Source organism: Glycomyces tritici (genome assembly GCF_030403505.1).
In genome coordinates, this window is record NZ_JAUEMJ010000006.1 from 118,687 (window position 1) to 138,320 (window position 19,634).

Consider the following 19,634-nt stretch of genomic DNA (forward strand, 5'->3'; position numbering starts at 1 on the left):
CGCAAGCACTCGGGCGCGGGTTCGGTCGCGCGCCCGCTCAGGTGAGGCGGAAGCGGTCGCGGTAAGCCGTCGGCGTCGTGTCCAGGACGCGGCGGAACGCCCGGACCAGGGTGTCCGTGGTGCCGAAACCGCAGGCGGAGGCGACACGCTCGAGCGTGTCGTCCGTCGTCTCCAGCCGGTTCCGCGCCGCCTCGACACGGGCCGACTCGATGTAGGCGCGCGGCGTCATCCCCAACTCGGACTTGAAGATCCGCGTCAACTGGCGCTCGCTCACATGTGCCTCGGCGGCCAGGCGCTCCACCGTGAGCGGCTCGGCCAGGTGCCGGGTGATGAAGTGGCGCAGCACGTCCACGCGCCGCGTCGTCGACACCGGCGCCAGCGAGACGCTGAACTGGCTCTGGCCGCTCGGCCGCTTCAGGAACATGACGAGCTGCCGGGCCACCCTGAGCGCCAGCTCCTCCCCGAAGTCGTCCGCGACCAGCGCCAGCGAGAGGTCCAGGCAGGCGGTGAGCCCCGCACCGGTCCACACGTCGCCGTCGCGGATGAAGATCGGGTCGGCGTCGACCTCGACCTCCGGGTGCTCGGCGGCGAGCTGCGCGGCGGTCGACCAGTGCGTCGTCGCGCGGCGCCCCTCCAGCAGCCCCGCCGCGGCCAGCACATGGGCGCCGACGCAGACCGAGGCGAGGCGGCGCGTGCGCCCCGCCAGGCGCCGCACCCACGCGACCACCACGGGCTCGGCGATCGCGCGGACCCGCTTCGCATCGTCCAGCTCGACCGAGCCCGGCACGATGAGCGTGTCGATGGAGCGCCGCGCGACCTCCTCGAACGTGGCGTCAGGCAGCACCCGGACCCCGGCCGAGGTCCGCACCGGGTCCATCGTCGCGGCGGCGAGCACGACCTCGTAGCCGCTGTCGGCGCCCAGCTCGCGGCGCAGCAGCGCGAACACCTCCGGCGGTCCGGTGACGTCGAGCAGGTCGATGCGGTCGAAGAGCACGACCACGACCAGGCGCTTGGCGGGACCCACGGCTCCTCCTTCGAACACCGACAAGGCATGTCGGTTTCTGCACCTTACCTGTCATTGCCGACATCCGCGCATCGCCGTAGCGTTGGCCCGGGCCGCTCCGACGGCCCGAACCGACACCGACAAGCAGGGAGCACCACCATGCCTTCATCCACGATCCGCAGGCTCAGCGGCGCCGACGAGACCCCCGCCGCGCTCGCCGAATCGACCCTGGTCCTCGTCGACTACCAGAACACCTACACGCGCGGCGTGATGGAGCTGACCGGCTGGCGCCCCGCACTCGACAACGCCGCCGCGCTCCTCGCGGCCGCCCGCGAGGCCGGCACAACGATCATCCACGTGCAGCACGACGGCGGCCCGGGCAGCGACTACGACGTCACGGCCGACAACGGCGCGATCCACCCCTCGGTCGCCCCCGCCGAAGGCGAGGCCGTCGTGGTCAAGGGCGCCCCGAACTCGTTCGTGGGCACCGAACTCGGCGACCTCGTCGACGCCGCCGGGAACACCGACGTGATCGTCGTCGGCTTCATGACCCACATGTGCGTCACCTTCACCGCCGAGGGCGCGGCCCTGCGCGGCAACCGCCCCACGGTCGTCGCCGACGCCTGCGCGACCCGCCCACTCGCCACCGCCGTCGCCGAGGTCGGCGCCGAGCAGCTCCACCACAGCGCCCTGGCCACCATCGCCGACGCCTACGGCGTCGTCGTCCCCACCGCCGCCGACCTCAAGTAGCGGTCGCCACCGCGAGCGGTGGCGACGCGTCGCTACCGTCGACGCGCGGCCGGCACGCTCGTCGGCGCAGAGGAGGGACGACCATGCCACCCAACCGGATCGAGCGGCTCGAGGCGGCGTTCGGACGCCTGCCCGCGCCGCAGCGGCTCGCGCTCGCCGCCGAGCACCTGGAGTGGACCGTCGCGAACTTCGCCGCACCGCTCGAGGACCCGGTCACGCGCGACCTGGCCCGGCGGGCGGCGGCCGCGGTCCGCGCGGCGGTCGACGCCCGGGCGGCTATCGCCCCGGCACCGCCCGGGTTCATCGACGAGCTGGACGAGTCCCTCCAGGACCCGCGCGAACCCGGCGGTTTCGACCTGCTCATCAGCTACTATCTGTGCTTCGACGACCTGGCGCCCGAGCTGCGGCCGGACCGGCTCGTCACGATCCTCGACCACTGCCGCGAGGCCGACTCCCGGCGCCATGAGGCGGACGATGACGACGACCCGCGCGGCGAGGCCGTCGCCGTGTACCAGCGGGCGCTGCTGCGCCGCCACCTCGGCGAGTGAGCCTCAGCCTCCGGAGCCGGGGGCCGATGTCCTTGGGGCGGTGTCCTTCTCGGCGACGGCCGCCGCGACTTCCTTGAGGGCGCCGCGGATGAGGTCGCCGTACGGGCCTTCGGGGAGCGCCGGGGCGGCCCGCTCGGCCGCGTCGATGTGGGCCTGCGCGGCCTCGAAGGACGCCAGTCGGCGGTAGTCGTCGGCGAGGTTGAGGTGGAGGGACGGGTAGAAGCCCGCGAGCTGCAGGCCCGCGTGGTGGGCCTGCACGCGTTCGTCGGTGGCCGCATCGGCGGCGTCGAGGGCGCGGACGTCCCAGGCGAGGGCCTGGGCGGCGTCGTCGTAGAGGTCGGCCATCGAGTGGGCGAGCGTGCAGCGGTGCAGCGGGTCGCCGGTGACGCCGATCCGGGCCCAGAGTTCGGTCAGCCGCGTCCTGGCGGCCGCGCGGGCGCCGTTCTGGCCCTCCATGACGGCCCGGCCGATGGCCTCCATGATCGGATCGGGGGCGGCGGGTGCGTCGGTCATGCCCCCATCCTCCGCGACGGGTCCGACATCCGCCCCCGCCGCCTCGTCTCCCGGAGCCGTTCTCGTTCCACCGCAGGAGGATTGCGACCGAAAGCGGCGTCTGCGCAGTCCGGGTCGGTCACAGTTCGAACCCGAGGGACCTGGAGGGAGCGCCGGGTCACACTCGCGGATAGGCTTGGGAGCATGGATACTGCGTCGTTTCTCCGCCATTTCCGGCGCGAGCTCGACGCGTTCGGCGCCTGCCTGGCCGGCGGTGACCTGGACGCGCCGATCGAGCACGGGGACGAGGACCGGACCCTCGGCGAACTCGCCGCGCACGTGGGCACCGCGAACCTGTTCGCCGCCGCGGCCGTCACCGACTGGGACGGCCGGAGCGATCCGCCCGACGAGGCCCCGCCGAAGGTCCCCGAGGACCCGTACGAGCTGACCCGCTGGGTCGACGGCACGGGCGAGGTGCTGCTGATGGCGCTCGACATCGACCCGTCGGCGCCCGCGTGGGGCTACTACACGCCGCCGACCGCGGGGTACTGGCAGCGGTCGCGGTCGGTGGCGATGATGCTGCACCGGTGGGATGCCGAACGGGCCGTGGGGGAATCGGGCCCGCTCGACGCCGAGCTGGCGTGCGCGGGGATCTCGGAGGTCTTCGATGTGCTGGCGCCCAGGCAGATCGGGCGCGGCAAGGCCTGGCCGCCGGACGTGTGCATCCGCTTGGAGGCGAGCGACACCGGCGACTGGTGGGTCTTCGGCCCCGGCGAACCGGTGGCGGACATCGCGGGCACCGCGGGCGATCTGCTGCTCCTGCTGCGCGGCAGGCGAACCCCGAACGACGACGTGTTCCAGTGGACCGGCGACCGCAACGCCGCCCTCGCGGTCCTCAAGGGGCCCTTGACCTGACGGGCGGTCGTGACCTGACGCGGCGGCCATACGGGCGGCCCCGGGTACCCACCCGTTCCCACCTTCACCACTACCAGTGAAAAGGACACCCTCCCACAAGGGTCCGACAAAAGCCTGTGACCTGCGAAAACCTTCGCAGGGCGGCGCGGTCAGGCCGGGAGGGAGGCGGTCTCGATCACCTCGTCGAGGATCTCGCGGGTCCGCTCCAGGTCGGCGATGGCCTGATCGATGCGCTCGCGCTCGGCCGTGAGGTCCGCCGCGAGGGTGGCCGTGGCCGCCTCGTTCGGGCCGCCGTCGTGGTCGCGCATGCACGGCAGGATGCTGTCGATGACGCGGCTGCTGAGCCCCGCGGCGTACAGCACCTGGATCCGGATCACCCGGTCGACCGCGTGCTCGGCGTACTCGCGGTGCCCGCCCGGGGTACGGTCGGACTCCAGCAGTCCCTGCTCCTCGTAGTACCGCAGCGACCTGACACTGACGCCCGTGCGGCGGGCGAGTTCACCGATGCGCATGGCGTACCTCACAATCCCTTGAACCTGACATTGGTGTCAGGTTCTACGGTACCGGCATGACGAACGAAACCGCATCCCTGCAGACGACGACCGCCCCGACCGCGCCTTCGAAGGCCGCGGCAGAGCGCCTCCTCGCCCCCGCCCGCCTAGGCGACCTCGACCTGCCGAACCGCGTGGTCATGCCCCCGATGAGCCGCAACCGCGCCGCGGCCGGCGGCGTCCCCACGCCCCTCATGGCCGAGTACTACGCGCAGCGCGCCGGAGCGGGCCTCATCGTCGCCGAAGCCAGCTCCCCCAGTCAGGTCGGCTACACCTACCCCGACATCCCCGGCCTCTTCACCGAGTCCCAAGTGGACGGATGGCGACAGGTCACCGATGCGGTCCACGCCGCGGGCGGCCGCATCTTCCTCCAGGTCGAGCACGGCGGCCGCATCGGCCACCCCGACACCAGCGGCCTGATCCCGTTGGCGCCCTCCGCGATCCCCCTGCCCGGGTACATCCACACCCCGAACGGCCACGGCGAACCGCCCGTCCCGCGCGAGATGACCGAGGCCGACCTCCGCGACACCCTCGCCGACTTCACCGCCGCCGCCCAGAACGCGATCCGCGCCGGCGCCGACGGCGTGGAAGTCCACGCCGCCAACGGCTACCTGCTCAACCAGTTCCTCGCCACCAGCACCAACCACCGCACCGACGCGTACGGCGGCTCGGTCGCGAACCGCATCAGGTTCGTCGTCGAGGTCGTCGAAGCCGTGGCCGCCGCGATCGGCCCCGAGCGCACCGGTCTGCGCCTCTCACCGGGCAACCCGCACAACGGGATCACCGTGGACGACGCCGACGAGCTGTTCCCGGCCCTGCTCGACGCTCTCGCGCCGCTCGGCCTGGCCTACCTCCACCTCGCCTACGCCTCGCCCACACCGCTGTTCGCGACGCTGCGCCGGCACTGGCAGGGGACCCTCATCGCCAACCCCTCGGATCCCGATGCGCCCGAGTCGGCTCCGCTCCCCGCCGACGGCGGCCTGGGCGCGGCGGAGCGCATCCTGGACGCGGGCGCGGACCTGGTCGCCCTCGGCCGTCCGTTCATCGCCAACCCGGACCTGGTCGAGCGGCTGCGCACCGGCGCGCCGGTCACTCCACTGCGCACCGACCTGCCGCTGTACGGCGGCGGCGCGGCAGGCTACACCGACTATCCTGTGATCTCCGCCTCCGACACGCGGTCCGTTTCGGCTTGAGCCGCAGGCGATGCCGGTCACGGCAACGGGCGCGGAGGCGTTTCGGCGGAACGTGACCGGTATCGCGGAGTATCGGCGCAGCTCAATCAGGCTGCGTCCCAAACCACACCATATATACCGACCTGATAACAAATTCGGTCCAGTTCGGGTGTGGCGGCATCAAAATTCACTTTCGCAGGCGAACATCCATCTATGCCTTCTGAATCGAACCGGCCTGCGACCGCGCGCAGGAGCGCGGGGATCACGGACCGAGGTGTGACTGTCCGTGACGATGCGTTCGTCGGACAGATCATCACACCGCTGCGCCGATACATCCCCGTGGGCTGGTTCGACTGGGAGCCGTACGGGAAGCGCCCCAAGAGCTGGTGGCCCGACCTCTTCATGTTCCTCGGGTTCCTCGCGCTCGCGTACCTCGTGAGCTACCCGTCGTGGCTCGTGCAGCTCGACTGGGACATCCGGGTGTGGGCCGCGACCGCGAACGACGTGGACTGGCTCAGGAACCTCGCCAAGGGCGGGGCCGAGTTCGGCCAGGCGCGCACGGTCGCGACGGTCACGCTGCTCATCGCCATCTGGTGCGCGCTCCGCTCGCGGTCGATCCGGCCGCTGCTGATGTACGTCATCTCGTTCATCACCCTGGCGAGCATCCTCGGCATGAAGCACCTGCTGGGCCGCCCGCTCTCGCAGCACCCGTTCGCGCTGCGGGAGGTCTCGCCCGACGGTCCGCTGCTGTTCACGTACCACCCCGAGGGCGGCGGGCCGAACATCACCGACGCCACCGCGTTCCCCTCAGGGCACGCCGTGAACTCGATCCTGCTGTTCGGCCTCATCGTGATGCTCATCGGCCACGTGATCCCGGCCTGGGCGCGCTGGACGCTGCTGCTGGCCCCGCCCGCGATCGTGTTCAGCTCGCAGATCTTCCTGGGCCAGCACTGGTTCTCGGACGAGCCGGCCGGGTTCCTGCTGGGCCTCATCATCATCCGCAGCGCGAAGCGCGTGCCGTGGCATACGATCCCGCTCGGTCCGCTGCAGGTCTTCGACCCCGCGACGCGGCGCACGATCCTGATCTCAGTGCTGCTCATCCTCGGCGTCATGCTCACGCCGACCCTGCACCTGGTCCCGGCGCTCATCAGCGCCGCGGTACTGCCCACGCTCGGCCTGATCTGGCTGTGGCTCAGCACCAAGGCGAAGCAGCACCGGGACGCGCTCGAAGCGGCCGAGGCCGAAGCCTCGGCCGCGGATCAAGCGGACGGGGACGCCGAAGGCGACCCGGAGATCCCTAGCCAGCCGTCAGATATGAGCCCGAGAGCTTGACCCCGGCGTCGCCCGCGGCGATCTCGCCGATGGTCCAGGCCTCGACGTGGCGGGCGGTGAGCACCGCCAGCGAGCGGTCGACCTGGTCGGGCGCGACGATGGCGACCATGCCGATGCCCATGTTGAAGGTCCGCTCCATCTCCTCGTCGCCGATGCCGCCGATGCGCTGGACGACGTCGAACACGGGGTTCGGCGCCCAGGTGCCGCGGTCGACCTCGATCTGGAGGCCTTCGGGGACCGAACGCACGAGGTTCCCGGCGATGCCGCCGCCGGTGATGTGCGCGAAGGCGTGCACGTCGCACTCCTTGGCCAGCTCGAGGCAGTCCTTGGCGTAGATGTGGGTCGGGGTCAGCAGCTCCTCGCCGAGGGTCCGCTGGTTGCCGAACTCGGGCACGACGGTGCCCAGGTCCATCTTGCCGACGCCGAACAGGGCCTCGCGCACGAGCGAGAAGCCGTTGGAGTGCACGCCGGAGGCGCGCATGGCGATCACGACGTCGCCGGGCTTGACGCGCTCGGGGCCGAGCAGCTGGTCGGCTTCGACGACGCCCACGCCCGTGGCGGAGATGTCGTAGTCGTCGGGCTTCATGACGCCCGGGTGCTCGGCGATCTCGCCGCCGATGAGCGCGCAGCCGGCGTAGCGGCAGCCGTCCGCGATGCCGCCGCCGATGGCCGCGATCTTCTCGGGCACGACCTGGCCGGTGGCGATGTAGTCGAGGAGGAACAGCGGCTCGGCGCCGCACACGACGAGGTCGTCGACGACCATCGCGACGAGGTCGATGCCGACCGTGTCGTGGATGTCCAGCTTCTGGGCAATCACGAGCTTCGTGCCGACCCCGTCGGTGGAGGAGGCGAGCAGCGGCTTCTTGTACTTCTCGGTGTCGAGCGCGAACAGCCCGGCGAACCCGCCGATCCCGCCGACCACCTCGGGCCGGACGGTCTTCTTGATCAAGGGCTTGAGGGCGTCGACGGCCCGGTCGCCGGCGTCGATGTCGACGCCCGCGGACTGGTAGGAGATGGTCCTCGGAGTGGTGGTGCCGCTGCTCACGCTGTGGTCCCTTCCCGCACTTGCGTGCTCGCTTCGGTCGATCGCTGAACGCCCGGCTTCGCTGCCTGCGGCGGTTCCATGAGGTGCTTGCCGATGAGGTCGGAAGCGGGCAGTTCAATGGGGTAGTGGCCGTCGAAGCAGGCCATGCAGAGCCGGGACGCGGGCTGCTCGGTGGCGCGGACCAGGCCGTCCATCGAGACGTACCCGAGCGAGTCGGCGCCGATCTGGGCGCGGATGCCGTCGGTGTCGAGCGATCCGGCGATGAGCTCGGCGCGCGTGGCGAAGTCGATGCCGTAGAAGCACGGCCACTTGACCGGCGGCGCGGAGATGCGGATGTGGACCTCGACCGCGCCCGCTTCGCGGAGCATCCGGACGAGGGCGCGCTGGGTGTTGCCGCGCACGATCGTGTCGTCGACGATGACCAGGCGCTTGCCCTTGATCTGGTCGACGAGCGGGTTGAGTTTCAGGCGGATGCCCAACTGCCGCAAGGACTGCGACGGCTGGATGAAGGTGCGGCCCACGTACTGGTTCTTGGTGAAGCCCTGGCCGTAGGGGATCCCGGACTCTTCCGCGAAGCCGATCGCGGCCGGGATGCCGGACTCGGGGACGCCGATGACGAGGTCCGCCTCGGCCGGGTACTCGCGGGCGAGGGTGCGGCCGACCTCGACGCGGGTGGCGTAGACGTTGCGCCCGGCCAGCTTCGTGTCGGGGCGGGCGAGGTAGACGTACTCGAACAGGCAGCCCTTGGGCTCGGGGTTCGCGAAGCGGGTGGAGCGCAGGCCGTGCTCGTCGATGGTGAGCAGCTCGCCGGGCTCGACCTCGCGCACGAAGTGGGCGCCGATCGTGTCGAGCGCGGCGGTCTCGGAGGCGACGGCCCAGCCGGAGGCGAGGCGGCCGAGGACGAGCGGGTGCACGCCCTGCGGGTCGCGGGCGGCGTACAGCGTGTTCTCGTCCATGAAGACCAGGCAGAACGCGCCGCGCAGCTGCGGGAGCACGCGCTCGGCGGCCGCGGCGACGGACTCGTCCGGGTGCGCGGCCAGGAGCGCGGTGATGAGGTGCGTGTCGGAGGTGGTGGTGCCCATGTCGATGCCCAGCCGGTCGACCTCTTTGAGGAGGTCGGCGGTGTTCACCAGGTTGCCGTTGTGCGCCAAGGCGATCGCGGTGCCCGTGGACGTGGACCGGATGGTCGGCTGGGAGTTCTCCCAGGTGGGGGCGCCGGTGGTGGAGTAGCGGGCGTGGCCGATGGCCAGGTGGCCCTGGAGGGGCGCGAGCGTGGACTCGTCGAAGACCTGGGCGACGAGGCCGAGGTCCTTGTAGACGACAGTGCGCGAACCGTCCGAGACGGCGATGCCCGCGGCTTCCTGGCCGCGGTGCTGGAGCGCGTAGAGCCCGAAGTAAGTGAGTTTCGAGACCTCTTCCCCGGGGGCCCAGATGCCGACGACGCCGCAGGCGTCGCGGGGGCCGGGATTGTCGGGATCGAGTTCCGTGGTGAGTCGACCGTCACCTCGGGCCACTGCAACTCCTCAGTTTGCTGGGCTGTTTCGATGGCTTACGAGCTGCGCCATCCGCATACACCGATGGCCCGCAAGCTTCGCCATCTGGCGGAACCGCCATCCTCAGTCTATCGGACCTGCGGGAAGTCGCCACCGTCCAACGACGGCGGGTGTGGGCCGGACCCCTCGATGAAGAGGTGAAACTCATCGCATAACGGCCTAGGGGGCGAGAACCGACCCGCACACTCACCCGACCGTGAAAGCGGTCACGCAACGAGCGGCCAACCCGGGGAGCGGCCGTCCCCGCACAGGGGAACCCCGAACCGCGCGCCGCGAACCCGTCAGTGCCGTGCCGCGGCGCTCGGCCGCGTCGCACCAGCTTCGACCGGACCGCCGCTGTGCGGCGAGCGGCCGTGCCCGGGAGCGGCCGGCCCCACGTGGGGGAGCGGAAGCAGGAGCGTGGTGGCCGTGTTCGTCTTGCCCGGCCGGCCCGCGCGGGGGAACGGAAGCCGAATCCGCAGCGCTCCTCAGGGAGCATCGGCCCGCGCCCGACATGCGGGCAACGCCGAACGCGCACCGCGAACCCGCCGACGCGTGCCGCAGGACTCGACCGCGGCGCACCAGCCTCGACCGGACCGCCGCTGTTCGAACAGCGCAGTGTCGTACCCCCATGCGACGCTGAATATCGGGGGCTCACCGGAACGCCGCAACAGCGCTTTCGGCGTCCCCGCCGCCAGACCCCTCGAAGTGGAACGCCGTGCCGGGCTTTGCCCGGCACGGGCGTGCCGGGGGAGGGGCCGTGGGGCCCCCCCGACACCGCCCGGGGGCGGGGTGGGCCCGCCACGGCGTTCCGTGTCTCGTCTCGTTCGCGCCCGACTACCAGGACCGGGGGCGGTCGTCCCACTCGCCCCAGTTGCGGCGGTCGCTGCGCTTGGAGTCCGGGTCCTCGTCCTCGCGGTTCGGCTCGTTGCCGTACGGCGCGGCCGGCGGCTGCGGCTGGTCGCCGTACTGCGGCATCGCGCGCGTCGCCCCGAAATCTCCGGCGGGCGGCTGCGGCTGCTCCTGCGGCGCGTACGGGTCGCGGCGCAGGGACTGGCTCGGGTACGCGTCATTGCTCGGCGGGGCGCTCCTCGGCGCACTGGGCGGGGCGCTCGGCGAACCGTGCGCGCCGTAGCCCTGCTGGCCGCCCGGAGCCCCGTAGCTCTGCGAGCCCGGACCGTACTGCGGCGCGCTCGGCGAACCCTGCGGCCCGTAGCTCTGGTCCCGGGGCGCGCTCGGCGCTCCGTAACCCTGATCGCGAGGTGCGCTCGGCGCTCCGTAGCCCTGGGGCGCGCTCGGCGCCCCGTGACCCCGGTCCTGCGGCGCGCTTCCCGGCTGCTGCGGCTCGAACATCGAACCGGCCGCGGGCGGCGGCGGCGTCGGCGCCGGGTGGGGGCGCGTCGAACCGAGGTCGCCGTAAGGACTCGGCGAGCCGGCCGGGGACGGCCCCGGGTGGGGGCGCGTCGCGGCGGGGTCGCTGTACGGGCTCGGCGGTGCCGACGGGGCCGAGTAAGGCCGCGTGGCGCCCGCGTCGCCGTAAGGGCTCGGCGGTGCGGCCGGCGGCGGCGAACCGAGGTTCGCCTGCGGCATGATCTGCGTGGCGTCCGAAGCGCCGGGCCCGCCGGGCTGCTTGACGACCGGAAGGAGCGTGGTGCCGTCCGGGCCGACCTGGCCGCCCGGCATCCCGGGCGCGGCGCCGAACCCGCCCTGCGGCATGACCTGCGTCGAGTCGGCGCCGCCGTAGGCGGGACCGAACTGGGTCGGCGCGGCCGCGGCCCCGCCGACGAGGCCGCCGGGGTGGATCATCGTCGGCGCGTCCGCTTCGGGACCGGGAGCGGCCTGGTAGACGCCGGGCGTCCCGACCTGGGCCGCGGTCGGCTTGTGGTCCGGCGGGGTGTCCGGGGCGAAGCTCTCGTCGTCGTCATCGTCCTTGTCCTTGCCGCCGCGCAGCAGGAAGAAGATGCCGACGATGCCGCCGATGACCAGCAGCGCACCGATCACGATGAGGAAGATCAGCGTGGACGACATGCCGCCCTCCTCCGGCTTGTCGGTCGCCTGCGGCGACTCGGAGGTCGGCACCTCCGCAGCGGACGTCGTCTCGGCCGTCGGCTCCTTCTCCTCCTCGGCGAGCGTGATGTTCAGCGTGTAGGTCTCGCTGCCCTCACGGACGCTGAGCGTCTCTTCCTTTTCCTCGTAGCCGTCCGCGGTGATCTTCAGCGTCATCTCGCCGGGCGCGATCGGGTTCGAGGAGTCGCCGGTGAACTCGTACTTGCCGTCCTCGTCGGTGGTCGCATCGTGCGTCTCGCCCTCACCGTCGGTGAGCTCGAGGTCGGCGTCCGCCACCGGCTCGGCGTTCGAGGTGACCTCGCCGCTGATCTTCGAGACCGTCGACACGGTCGACGTGCCGAGCACGTTGACGCCGGTCGTCTGGCTCTGGCCCTCGAAATCGACCGTGAAGGTCCCCGAGAGCTGCTCGCCGCTCGGCAGGTCCGCTTCGACGACCGTGGTCACGGTGAACGAGATGGTCCGCTGCCCGTTGGGCTCGACGTTCTCGCACTTGACCTTGTCGGCGTCCTCGCGGGTGCACAGGCCCGCTCCGCCGTCGTTGTCGACGGCGGCGATGACGTCGTTGAGCCCGTCCACCTTCGCATTGATCGTGATGTTCTTGGGCTGCACGGGGTTGAAGTTCTGCACCGTGAAGGTGATGACCGTGGCCTGTCCGCCGATGCTCACCGGGTTCGGGTTGAACGCCCCGTTGAACCAGCCGCCGACCTCCTGCTGCGCGACCGCCGCCTGCGGGAACGCTAGGATGCCGAGGAGCACACCGGCCGCCGCGGCGAGGCCGGCCAGGCGAGTGCGCAGGCCACCCCGTGCGCCGCGCCGGGACCGCGGGACGCTAGTCTGGGCCCCGCTCGGTACGGCCGCTACGGTCATCTACATCCCCTCCTGGGCATGTGCCATCCAGCACCACTCGCGGCGATCTGCCACGGGCAGGCACGACGAACCCACGGAAGCGGGCCGTCGTCGCCACTATGCCTGGTCTCATTTCGGTCACGGGACCGGGGTGCAGGCAGCGCGGCATCCGTGAGCCCGGTCTTCAAGGCACGCGGCTGGCACACAATTGCAAGAGCACGCCCGTTCGGCGACGTGCCGTAACGGGCAGTCTAACGTGGTTCGGAGGTCTCCCCGTGGACGCTGTGGTCGATGCCATGGCCGCGATCGACAACGATGAAGCACCCGACCGGGAGTCCCTCAAGGGCGCCGTCCGGGCGCTGCTCCAGGCCCTGGCCGCGAAAGCCCCTGGTCACACTGTGGAAGTGCGCGTCCCACCGTACGGTGCGGTGCAGTGCGTCGAAGGCCCGCGGCACCGCCGCGGCACGCCCCCGAACGTCGTCGAATGTCAACCGCTCGTGTTCCTCCTCCTCGCCACCGGCCGCACCGGCTGGCAGGAGGCGCTCAAATCCGGCAAGGTCTCGGCCTCCGGCCAGCGCGCCGACCTGAGCGACCTGCTCCCGCTCGCCGCGCCCACTGGTGAACCGCTCGACGAGTAGCCGCTTCCTTTTCTTTGACGATTGACGACGGCGGCCCCGGAGCCGAAGCTCCGGGGCCGCCGTCGTTCGCTGTGGCCTTACTCGCCGAGGTAGACCCCGATGCGGCCCTTCCAGGACGCCTCGAGCTCCTCGCGGCCGATGTCGAAGTGGTCGCGCAGGTGCAGGCCGTCGGTGTTCGCGTCGGTCACGCCCAGCGGCGTGATCGGCAGCCCGCGCTGCTCGCACGCGGTGCGCACGGCCAGCTCCTGGCCGCGCGGGATCACCACGAGCACCCGCCCGGACGACTCCGAGAACAGGTACGTGAACGGGTCCGCGCCCTCGGGCAGGAGGATCTGCGCGCCGAGCCCGGAGTGGCAGATCGCCTCCACCAGGGCCTGCGCCAGCCCGCCCTCGGAGAGGTCGTGCGCGGCGGCGAGCTGCTCGGTCTCGGCCAGGCGCGAGAGGAGCTCGGCGAGCTTCATCTCGTGGTCGAGGTCGACCTTCGGCGGCACGCCGCCGAGGTGGCCGTGCTTGACCGACGCCCACTCGGAGCCGGAGAGCTCCTCTTCGGTGGTGCCGATGAGCGCGATGGTGTCGCCGGTCTTGCCCAGGCCGAGCGGGATGCGGCGGGCCACGTCGTCGATCACGCCGAGCACGCCGATGACGGGCGTGGGGTGGATCGCGTCGCGGCCGGTCTGGTTGTAGAACGAGACGTTGCCGCCGGTGACGGGGATGCCGAGCTTCTGCGCGCCGTCGGCGATGCCGGTGACGGCCCGCTCAAACTGCCACATGACGTGCGGGTCCTCCGGCGAGCCGAAGTTGAGGCAGTCGGAGATGGCGATCGGGGTCGCGCCGGTGACGGCGACGTTCCGGTAGGCCTCGGCGAGCGAGAGCTGCGCGCCCACGTACGGGTCGAGCCGCGCGAAGCGGCCGTTGCCGTCCAGGGAGATCGCGATGCCCACGCCGGTGCGCTCGTCCAGGCGGACGACGCCCGCGTCGTGCGGGGTGCCGAGGACGGTGTTGCCGAAGACCGAGGAGTCGTACTGCTCGGTGATCCAGGACTTGTCGCACAGGTTGGGGCTGGCGGCCATGTCGAGGACGGTCTGGCGGATCTCCTCGTCGGTGGTCGGACGCGGCAGCGTCTCGGCCCGGTCGACCGCGATGAGCCCCAGGTCGTTCGGCTCGGCGATGGGCCGGTGGTAGACCGGGCCCTCGTCGGCGAGCGACTTCGGCGGGACGTCGACGACGGTCTGGCCGTGGAAGTCGACGACGAGGCGGCCGGTGTCGGTGACGGTGCCGATCTCGGTGGCGAGCAGGCCCCAGCGGTGCGAGCGCGCGAGGACTTCTTCGGCCTTGGCGGGGTCGACGATGAGGAGCATCCGCTCCTGCGACTCCGAGGCGAGGATGTCCTGCGGCTCCATGCCCTTGGCGCGCAGCGGGACCCGTTCGAGGTCGACGTGCATGCCGCCGTCGCCGGCGGCCGCGGTCTCGCTGAGCGCGCAGGTGAGGCCGGCGCCGCCGAGGTCCTGGACGCCGACGACGAGCCCTTCGTCGAAGAGCTCGAGGCAGACCTCGATGAGCAGCTTCTCGGTGAACGGGTCGCCGACCTGGACGCTGGGGCGGGCGTCGCCTTCGCCGGTCTCGGAGAAGGTGGCGCTGGCGAGGACGGAGACGCCGCCGATGCCGTCGCGGCCGGTCTTGGCGCCCATGAGGATCACGGTGTTGCCGACGCCGCTGGCCTGCATGGACTGGAGGCGGGAGCGGGGCATGACGCCGACGCTGAGGGCGTTGACGAGCGGGTTGCCCTGGTAGCAGGCGTCGAAGTAGGTCTCGCCGCCGATGTTGGGCAGGCCCACGCAGTTGCCGTAGTGGCCGATGCCGTCGACGACGCCCGGGAGGACCCGGGCGGTGTCGGGGTGGTCGATGGCGCCGAAGCGGAGGGAGTCCATGACGGCGATCGGGCGGGCGCCCATGGCGATGATGTCGCGGATGATGCCGCCGACGCCGGTGGCCGCCCCCTGCTTGGGTTCCACGTAGGACGGGTGGTTGTGGGATTCGACCTTGAAGGTGACCGCGATGTTCTCGTCGATGGCGACGACGCCCGCGTTCTCCCCGATCCCGGCCAGGAGGCGCGGGGTCTTCGGGTTCTTCTCGCCGAACTGGCGCAGGTGCACGCGGCTGGACTTGTACGAGCAGTGCTCGGACCACATGATCGAGTACATGGCGAGCTCGGACTGGGTGGGGCGGCGCCCGAGGATCTCGCGGATCCGCTGGTACTCGTCCTCTTTCAGGCCCAGTTCGGCCCACGGCTGCTTCTCGTCGGGGGTCGCGTCGGCGACTCCGACGGTGTCGATGGCGACGTTGAGCTGGCTCATCGGCTGACTCCACTGGTGTCGGCGGCCCCGGTGAGGTGGGCCAGGACGGAGGCGACGATGCCGAGCCCGTCGTTCGACGGGCCGGTCAGCTCGTCGACGGCGTGCTCGGGGTGGGGCATGAGGCCCACGACGTTCCCGGCCTCGTTGGTCACCCCGGCGATGTCGCGCATCGAGCCGTTCGGGTTGTCGAGGTACCGGAAGACGACGCGGCCGTCGGCCTCGAGCTGGTCGAGGACGGCCTCGTCGGCGACGTACCGGCCCTCGCCGTGCTTGGCGGGGAAGACCACTTCGCTGCCCGGCTCGTAGAGACGCGTCCACGCGGTGCGGGTGGTCTCGACGCGCAGGCGCGCGGGGCGGTTGCGGTAGCGCAGGTGCGCGTTGCGCACGAGCGCTCCCGGCAGCAGGTGCGATTCGCACAGCACCTGGAAGCCGTTGCAGACCCCGAGGACGGGCATCCCCTGGGCCGCGGCGGCCTTGACGGTGTCCATCACCTGCGAGAAGCGGGCGATGGCGCCGCAGCGCAGCGCGTCCCCGTAGGAGAACCCGCCGGGCAGGAATACGGCGTCGACGCGGCCGAGCGCGGCGTCGTCGTGCCACAGCCCCACCGGCTCGCCGCCGGCCAGGCGCACCGCGCGGGCGGCGTCCCGGTCGTCGAGCGAGCCGGGGAAGGTCACGACCCCGACGCGCGCGCTCATGCGCCCTCGATCGACAGCGAGAAGCTCTCGATGACCGGGTTGGCCAGGAGCTGGTCGGCGATCACTCGCGACTGCTCCTCGACGTTCTGGGCGTTCTCGTCGAACTCGATTTCAACGCGCTTGCCGATCCGAACCGACGACACGTCGTTGACGCCCAGCCGGGGCAGCGCCCCGAGGACGGCCTCGCCCTGGGGGTCGAGGATTTCGGACTTCAGCATCACGTCGACCACTACACGGGCCACGGGCGCACTCCTGTCGGTCACATGGACGGGACAACAGGGCAAGCATATTCACCGGCCCTGACCAGGGCCAGTGCCGAGCTACGAGGACGGTGCCAGGTCACAGCGAGTCATAGGATGTTTCCCGGTCGGTAGGACGCGGCCTCAGGGTGCGCTTTCGCCGCACCGGCCACCCTTTCGGCGACACGGTCCACCTGATCGCCTGCGGCGCCGATGAATTCACCCGGATTCGCGACGAGGGCGTCGAGGCCGGCCCGGTCGAGGGGCAGGCGGGGGTCGGCGGCGAGGCGGTCGAACAGGTCGTTCTCCCGCTGGCCGCTCTCGCGCATGGCGCGGGCGACGGCGACGGCGTGCTCCTTGATGGCCTCGTGCGCGTCCTCGCGGCCGCCGCCCTGCTTGACGGCCGCCATGAGGACCTTTGTGGAGGTCAGGAACGGCAGGTAGCGGTCGAGCTCGGTGCCGACGACGGCCGGGTAGGCCCCGAAGTTGTCGAGGATCGTGAGGAAGGTCTCAAACAATCCGTCGACGGCGTAGAAGAGGTCGGGGAGGGCGACGCGGCGGACCACCGAGCAGGAGACGTCCCCTTCGTTCCACTGGTCGCCCGCGAGTTCGCCGAGCATCGCGGCGTACCCGCGCACGACGACGGCGAGGCCGTTCACGCGCTCGGAGGAGCGGGTGTTCATCTTGTGCGGCATGGCGGAGGAGCCGACCTGGCCGGGCATGAAGCCCTCGGTGGCGAGTTCGGCGCCGGCCATGAGGCGGATGGTGAGCGCCGCGGACGAGGGCCCGGCGACGGCCTGGACGAGCGCGGAGCCGACCTCGTAGTCGAGCGAGCGGGGGTAGACCTGGCCGACCGAGTCCATGACGCGGTCGAAGCCGAGGTGGCGGGCGACGCGGGTCTCGAGTTCGGCGAGTTTGCCGGTGTCGCCGTCGAAGAGGTCGAGCATGTCCTGCGCGGTGCCCACGGGGCCCTTGATGCCGCGCAGCGGGTAGCGCTTGAGGAGGTCCTCGATGCGGTCGAGGGCGGCGAGGAGCTCTTCGGCCCAGGTCGCGAACCGCTTGCCGAGGGTGGTGGCCTGGGCGGGCACGTTGTGGCTGCGCCCGGCCATGACGAGGTCGCGGTGCTCCACGGCGCGGGCCGCGAGGCGCACGAGGGCGGCGACGAGGCGGTCGCGCACCAGCTCGAGGGACTGGCGGACCTGCATCTGCTCGACGTTCTCGGTGAGGTCGCGGCTGGTCATGCCCTTGTGGATGTGCTGGTGCCCGGCGAGGTCGGAGAACTCCTCGATGCGGGCCTTCACATCGTGCTTCGTGATGCGCTCGCGGTCGGCGATGGAGGCGAGGTCGACCTGGTCGAGCACGCGCTCGTAGTCGGCGATCACACCGTCGGGGACGGTGACGCCCAGGTCGTGCTGGGCCTGGAGGACGGCCAGCCAGAGGCGCCGCTCGGCCTTGATCTTGCCGACGGGGTCCCAGATGTCGCGCATCGAGGCGGAGGCATAACGCTCGGCGAGCACATTCGCAGTCACGCGCCCATCATGGCACTGCGCGCGCACGCGTGAGCAGGGTCGTTCCCCGACCGTGACCCGCGCTGCGGCCGGGGCGGCTTCGCGTCCTGTCTCGCTCTCGGACCCGCGCTGCGGCCGGGGCGGCTTCGCGGCCTGCCTCGCGCCCAGCCCCGCTCTCGGACCCGCGCCGGGCCGCGGCCCGGCAGCGCACGGGTTCGGGCGCTCGCGGCGTGCGGTCACGGTCGCCGCGCTTCCGATCCCGGGTGCCGCGATCGCGGCTTGTGGGCGTGTGCGCATACCCGCCCTAGTAAGGGTGGGTCACCGTTAAAACCATCCCAAACCCCCACCCACCCTGGGGACCGTAGTGCCCACGATGCCGCCCGGGTACGACAAGAACCGGCCCTCGCGGCCGTCCTGTCACCCGAAAGAGGCCGTCCGCGCACGCTTGAGCGCGCTCGCCCGCGGCCCCGCTCGGGGCACGCTCGGGTCCCGAGTGCCGGGAACCACTCGGCGTGGCGGTTAACCTGCACGTCTCCGCCACGTAAACTGGCGGAGTGCGAGTACTCCTGATCGGCTCCGGCGGCCGCGAGCACGCCCTTGCGGCGTCGCTGGCCGAGGACGAATCCGTCACCAAGCTCATCTGCGCCCCGGGCAACCCCGGCATGGCCGCTCTGGGCGACTGCGTGCCGGTGAACCAGACCGACCCGGCCGCCGTGGCCTCCCTGGCGGTGACCTCCGCGGCCGACCTCGTCATCGTCGGCCCCGAGGCCCCGCTGGTCGCGGGCGTCGCCGACGCGGTCCGCGCCAAGGGCATCCCGGTGTACGGCCCGAGCGGCCAGGCCGCCCTCATCGAGGGCTCGAAGGCCTTCGCGAAGGAGGTCATGGCCGCCGCGGGCGTCCCGACCGCCGCCGCGCGCGTCTGCCGCAACCAGGCCGAGGCCGAGGCCGCGCTCGACGAGTTCGGCGCGCCTTACGTCGTCAAGGACGACGGCCTCGCCGCCGGCAAGGGCGTCATCGTCACCGACGACCGCGCCCAGGCCCTCGCCCACGCCCTCCGCTGCGAGCGCGTCGTCATCGAGGAGTACCTCGACGGACCCGAGGTCTCCCTCTTCGTCGTGAGCGACGGCCAGCACGCCAAGGCGCTGCTCCCCGCCCAGGACTTCAAGCGCATCGGCGACGGCGGCACCGGCCCCAACACCGGCGGCATGGGCGCTTACACGCCGCTGCCGTGGGCCCCGGACGACCTCGTCGCCGAGATCATGGAGCGCGTCGCCGAACCGACCCTGGCCGAGCTCGCCGGCCGCGGCATCCCGTTCGTCGGCACCCTCTACTGCGGCCTGGCCCTGACCTCGAAGGGCCTCAAGGTCGTCGAGTTCAACGCCCGCTTCGGCGACCCGGAGATCCAGGCGATCCTCGCCCTCCTGGAGACCCCGCTCGGCGGGCTCCTGCACGCCGCCGCGACCGGGAAGCTCGACAAGTTCGGCCACCTCTGGTGGCGCGAAGGCGCCGCCGTGTGCGTCGTCGTCTCCAACGAGGGCTACCCGGGCGACACCGTGACCGGCCGCCCGCTCTACGGCGCCGACGAGTCCGGCATCTTCCACGCCGGGACCGCGCTCGACGCCTCCGGTCAGCTCATCGCCACCGGCGGCCGCGTCCTCAACTGCGTCGGCACCGGCGCCTCGATCGCGCAGGCCCGCCAGGAGGCCTACTCGCTCGCCGAAGGCGTCAAGCTCGAAGGCGGCTACTTCCGCAAGGACATCGCCGCGAACATCTAAGCGACACAAGCACAACGAAGGGCCGGACGCAAAGCGTCCGGCCTTTCTGCCGTTCGGAGCGGGTGAGATACGCAGGGCAGCAGTGAAAGCGGAGGGGCACGCGGGGAACTAGACGCTTTTGCACACTCGGTGTGTCGCGGGTGGATTCCATCGCACCTGTGTGCCAGCCTGG

General features: G+C 71.6%; 17 protein-coding genes. 7 read left to right on the forward strand and 10 right to left on the reverse strand.

What is annotated here, in order from left to right:
* Positions 1 to 37: 37 nt before the first annotated feature.
* Positions 38 to 1,024, reverse strand: a complete 987-nt coding sequence (locus QWI33_RS19500) for a GlxA family transcriptional regulator (protein WP_289958823.1) — start codon at positions 1,022 to 1,024, stop codon at positions 38 to 40.
* 138 nt (positions 1,025 to 1,162) lie between these two features.
* Here QWI33_RS19500 and QWI33_RS19505 point away from each other — a divergent pair, with 138 nt between their 5' ends.
* Both QWI33_RS19505 and QWI33_RS19510 read left to right on the forward strand, forming a co-directional pair.
* Positions 1,163 to 1,753, forward strand: a complete 591-nt coding sequence (locus QWI33_RS19505) for an isochorismatase family protein (protein ID WP_289958824.1) — start codon at positions 1,163 to 1,165, stop codon at positions 1,751 to 1,753.
* Between the two features lie 83 nt (positions 1,754 to 1,836).
* Positions 1,837 to 2,301, forward strand: coding sequence for a hypothetical protein (locus QWI33_RS19510; RefSeq protein ID WP_289958825.1), 465 nt, complete (start codon positions 1,837 to 1,839; stop codon positions 2,299 to 2,301).
* A gap of 3 nt (positions 2,302 to 2,304) precedes the next feature.
* Here QWI33_RS19510 and QWI33_RS19515 read toward each other — a convergent pair whose 3' ends face one another.
* Complete coding sequence (locus QWI33_RS19515; RefSeq protein WP_289958826.1) at positions 2,305 to 2,814, reverse strand: hypothetical protein; 510 nt, start codon at positions 2,812 to 2,814, stop codon at positions 2,305 to 2,307.
* Between the two features lie 183 nt (positions 2,815 to 2,997).
* Here QWI33_RS19515 and QWI33_RS19520 point away from each other — a divergent pair, with 183 nt between their 5' ends.
* A complete protein-coding gene (locus QWI33_RS19520; protein ID WP_289958827.1) occupies positions 2,998 to 3,708 on the forward strand; it encodes a maleylpyruvate isomerase family mycothiol-dependent enzyme in 711 nt (236 codons plus the stop codon).
* A 149-nt stretch (positions 3,709 to 3,857) separates the two neighbouring features.
* On the opposite strand, the gene QWI33_RS19525 is transcribed toward QWI33_RS19520, so the two are convergent.
* Positions 3,858 to 4,220, reverse strand: a complete 363-nt coding sequence (locus QWI33_RS19525) for a MerR family transcriptional regulator (RefSeq protein ID WP_289958828.1) — start codon at positions 4,218 to 4,220, stop codon at positions 3,858 to 3,860.
* A 56-nt stretch (positions 4,221 to 4,276) separates the two neighbouring features.
* Between QWI33_RS19525 and QWI33_RS19530 the strand changes: the two genes are divergently transcribed.
* Together QWI33_RS19530 and QWI33_RS19535 are read left to right on the forward strand one after the other, a co-directional pair.
* Positions 4,277 to 5,452, forward strand: coding sequence for an alkene reductase (locus QWI33_RS19530; RefSeq protein ID WP_289958829.1), 1,176 nt, complete (start codon positions 4,277 to 4,279; stop codon positions 5,450 to 5,452).
* 255 nt (positions 5,453 to 5,707) lie between these two features.
* Positions 5,708 to 6,763: a phosphatase PAP2 family protein gene (locus tag QWI33_RS19535; protein ID WP_289958830.1), complete on the forward strand. Its 1,056-nt coding sequence runs from the start codon at positions 5,708 to 5,710 to the stop codon at positions 6,761 to 6,763.
* On the opposite strand, the gene purM is transcribed toward QWI33_RS19535, so the two are convergent.
* From purM to QWI33_RS19550, 3 genes are all read right to left on the reverse strand, one after another.
* Positions 6,729 to 7,850 carry a phosphoribosylformylglycinamidine cyclo-ligase gene (gene purM / locus QWI33_RS19540; protein WP_435367596.1) on the reverse strand — a complete coding sequence of 374 codons (1,122 nt, stop codon included), beginning with the start codon at positions 7,848 to 7,850 and terminating at the stop codon, positions 6,729 to 6,731. The genes QWI33_RS19535 and purM overlap by 35 nt on opposite strands.
* Positions 7,805 to 9,322 carry an amidophosphoribosyltransferase gene (purF, locus tag QWI33_RS19545; RefSeq protein WP_289958832.1) on the reverse strand — a complete coding sequence of 506 codons (1,518 nt, stop codon included), beginning with the start codon at positions 9,320 to 9,322 and terminating at the stop codon, positions 7,805 to 7,807. Before purF ends, purM begins: the two co-directional genes overlap by 46 nt.
* A gap of 855 nt (positions 9,323 to 10,177) precedes the next feature.
* Positions 10,178 to 12,274: a carboxypeptidase regulatory-like domain-containing protein gene (locus QWI33_RS19550; RefSeq protein ID WP_289958833.1), complete on the reverse strand. Its 2,097-nt coding sequence runs from the start codon at positions 12,272 to 12,274 to the stop codon at positions 10,178 to 10,180.
* A gap of 275 nt (positions 12,275 to 12,549) precedes the next feature.
* Between QWI33_RS19550 and QWI33_RS19555 the strand changes: the two genes are divergently transcribed.
* Positions 12,550 to 12,891, forward strand: coding sequence for a sterol carrier family protein (locus QWI33_RS19555; RefSeq protein WP_353895531.1), 342 nt, complete (start codon positions 12,550 to 12,552; stop codon positions 12,889 to 12,891).
* A gap of 77 nt (positions 12,892 to 12,968) precedes the next feature.
* Here QWI33_RS19555 and purL read toward each other — a convergent pair whose 3' ends face one another.
* From purL to purB, 4 genes are all read right to left on the reverse strand, one after another.
* Positions 12,969 to 15,245, reverse strand: a complete 2,277-nt coding sequence (gene purL, locus QWI33_RS19560) for a phosphoribosylformylglycinamidine synthase subunit PurL (RefSeq protein ID WP_289958835.1) — start codon at positions 15,243 to 15,245, stop codon at positions 12,969 to 12,971.
* Positions 15,242 to 15,940, reverse strand: coding sequence for a phosphoribosylformylglycinamidine synthase subunit PurQ (gene purQ / locus QWI33_RS19565; protein WP_289958836.1), 699 nt, complete (start codon positions 15,938 to 15,940; stop codon positions 15,242 to 15,244). The genes purL and purQ overlap by 4 nt, the downstream gene beginning before the upstream one ends.
* Complete coding sequence (purS, locus tag QWI33_RS19570; RefSeq protein WP_205324642.1) at positions 15,937 to 16,182, reverse strand: phosphoribosylformylglycinamidine synthase subunit PurS; 246 nt, start codon at positions 16,180 to 16,182, stop codon at positions 15,937 to 15,939. Before purS ends, purQ begins: the two co-directional genes overlap by 4 nt.
* Before the next feature lie 107 nt (positions 16,183 to 16,289).
* The gene (purB, locus tag QWI33_RS19575) at positions 16,290 to 17,708 is read right to left on the reverse strand and encodes an adenylosuccinate lyase (protein ID WP_289958837.1); all 1,419 of its coding nucleotides are present in this window, start codon (positions 17,706 to 17,708) and stop codon (positions 16,290 to 16,292) included.
* A gap of 533 nt (positions 17,709 to 18,241) precedes the next feature.
* Here purB and purD point away from each other — a divergent pair.
* Complete coding sequence (purD, locus tag QWI33_RS19580; RefSeq protein ID WP_289958838.1) at positions 18,242 to 19,462, forward strand: phosphoribosylamine--glycine ligase; 1,221 nt, start codon at positions 18,242 to 18,244, stop codon at positions 19,460 to 19,462.
* The last annotated feature ends 172 nt before the right edge of the window (positions 19,463 to 19,634 follow it).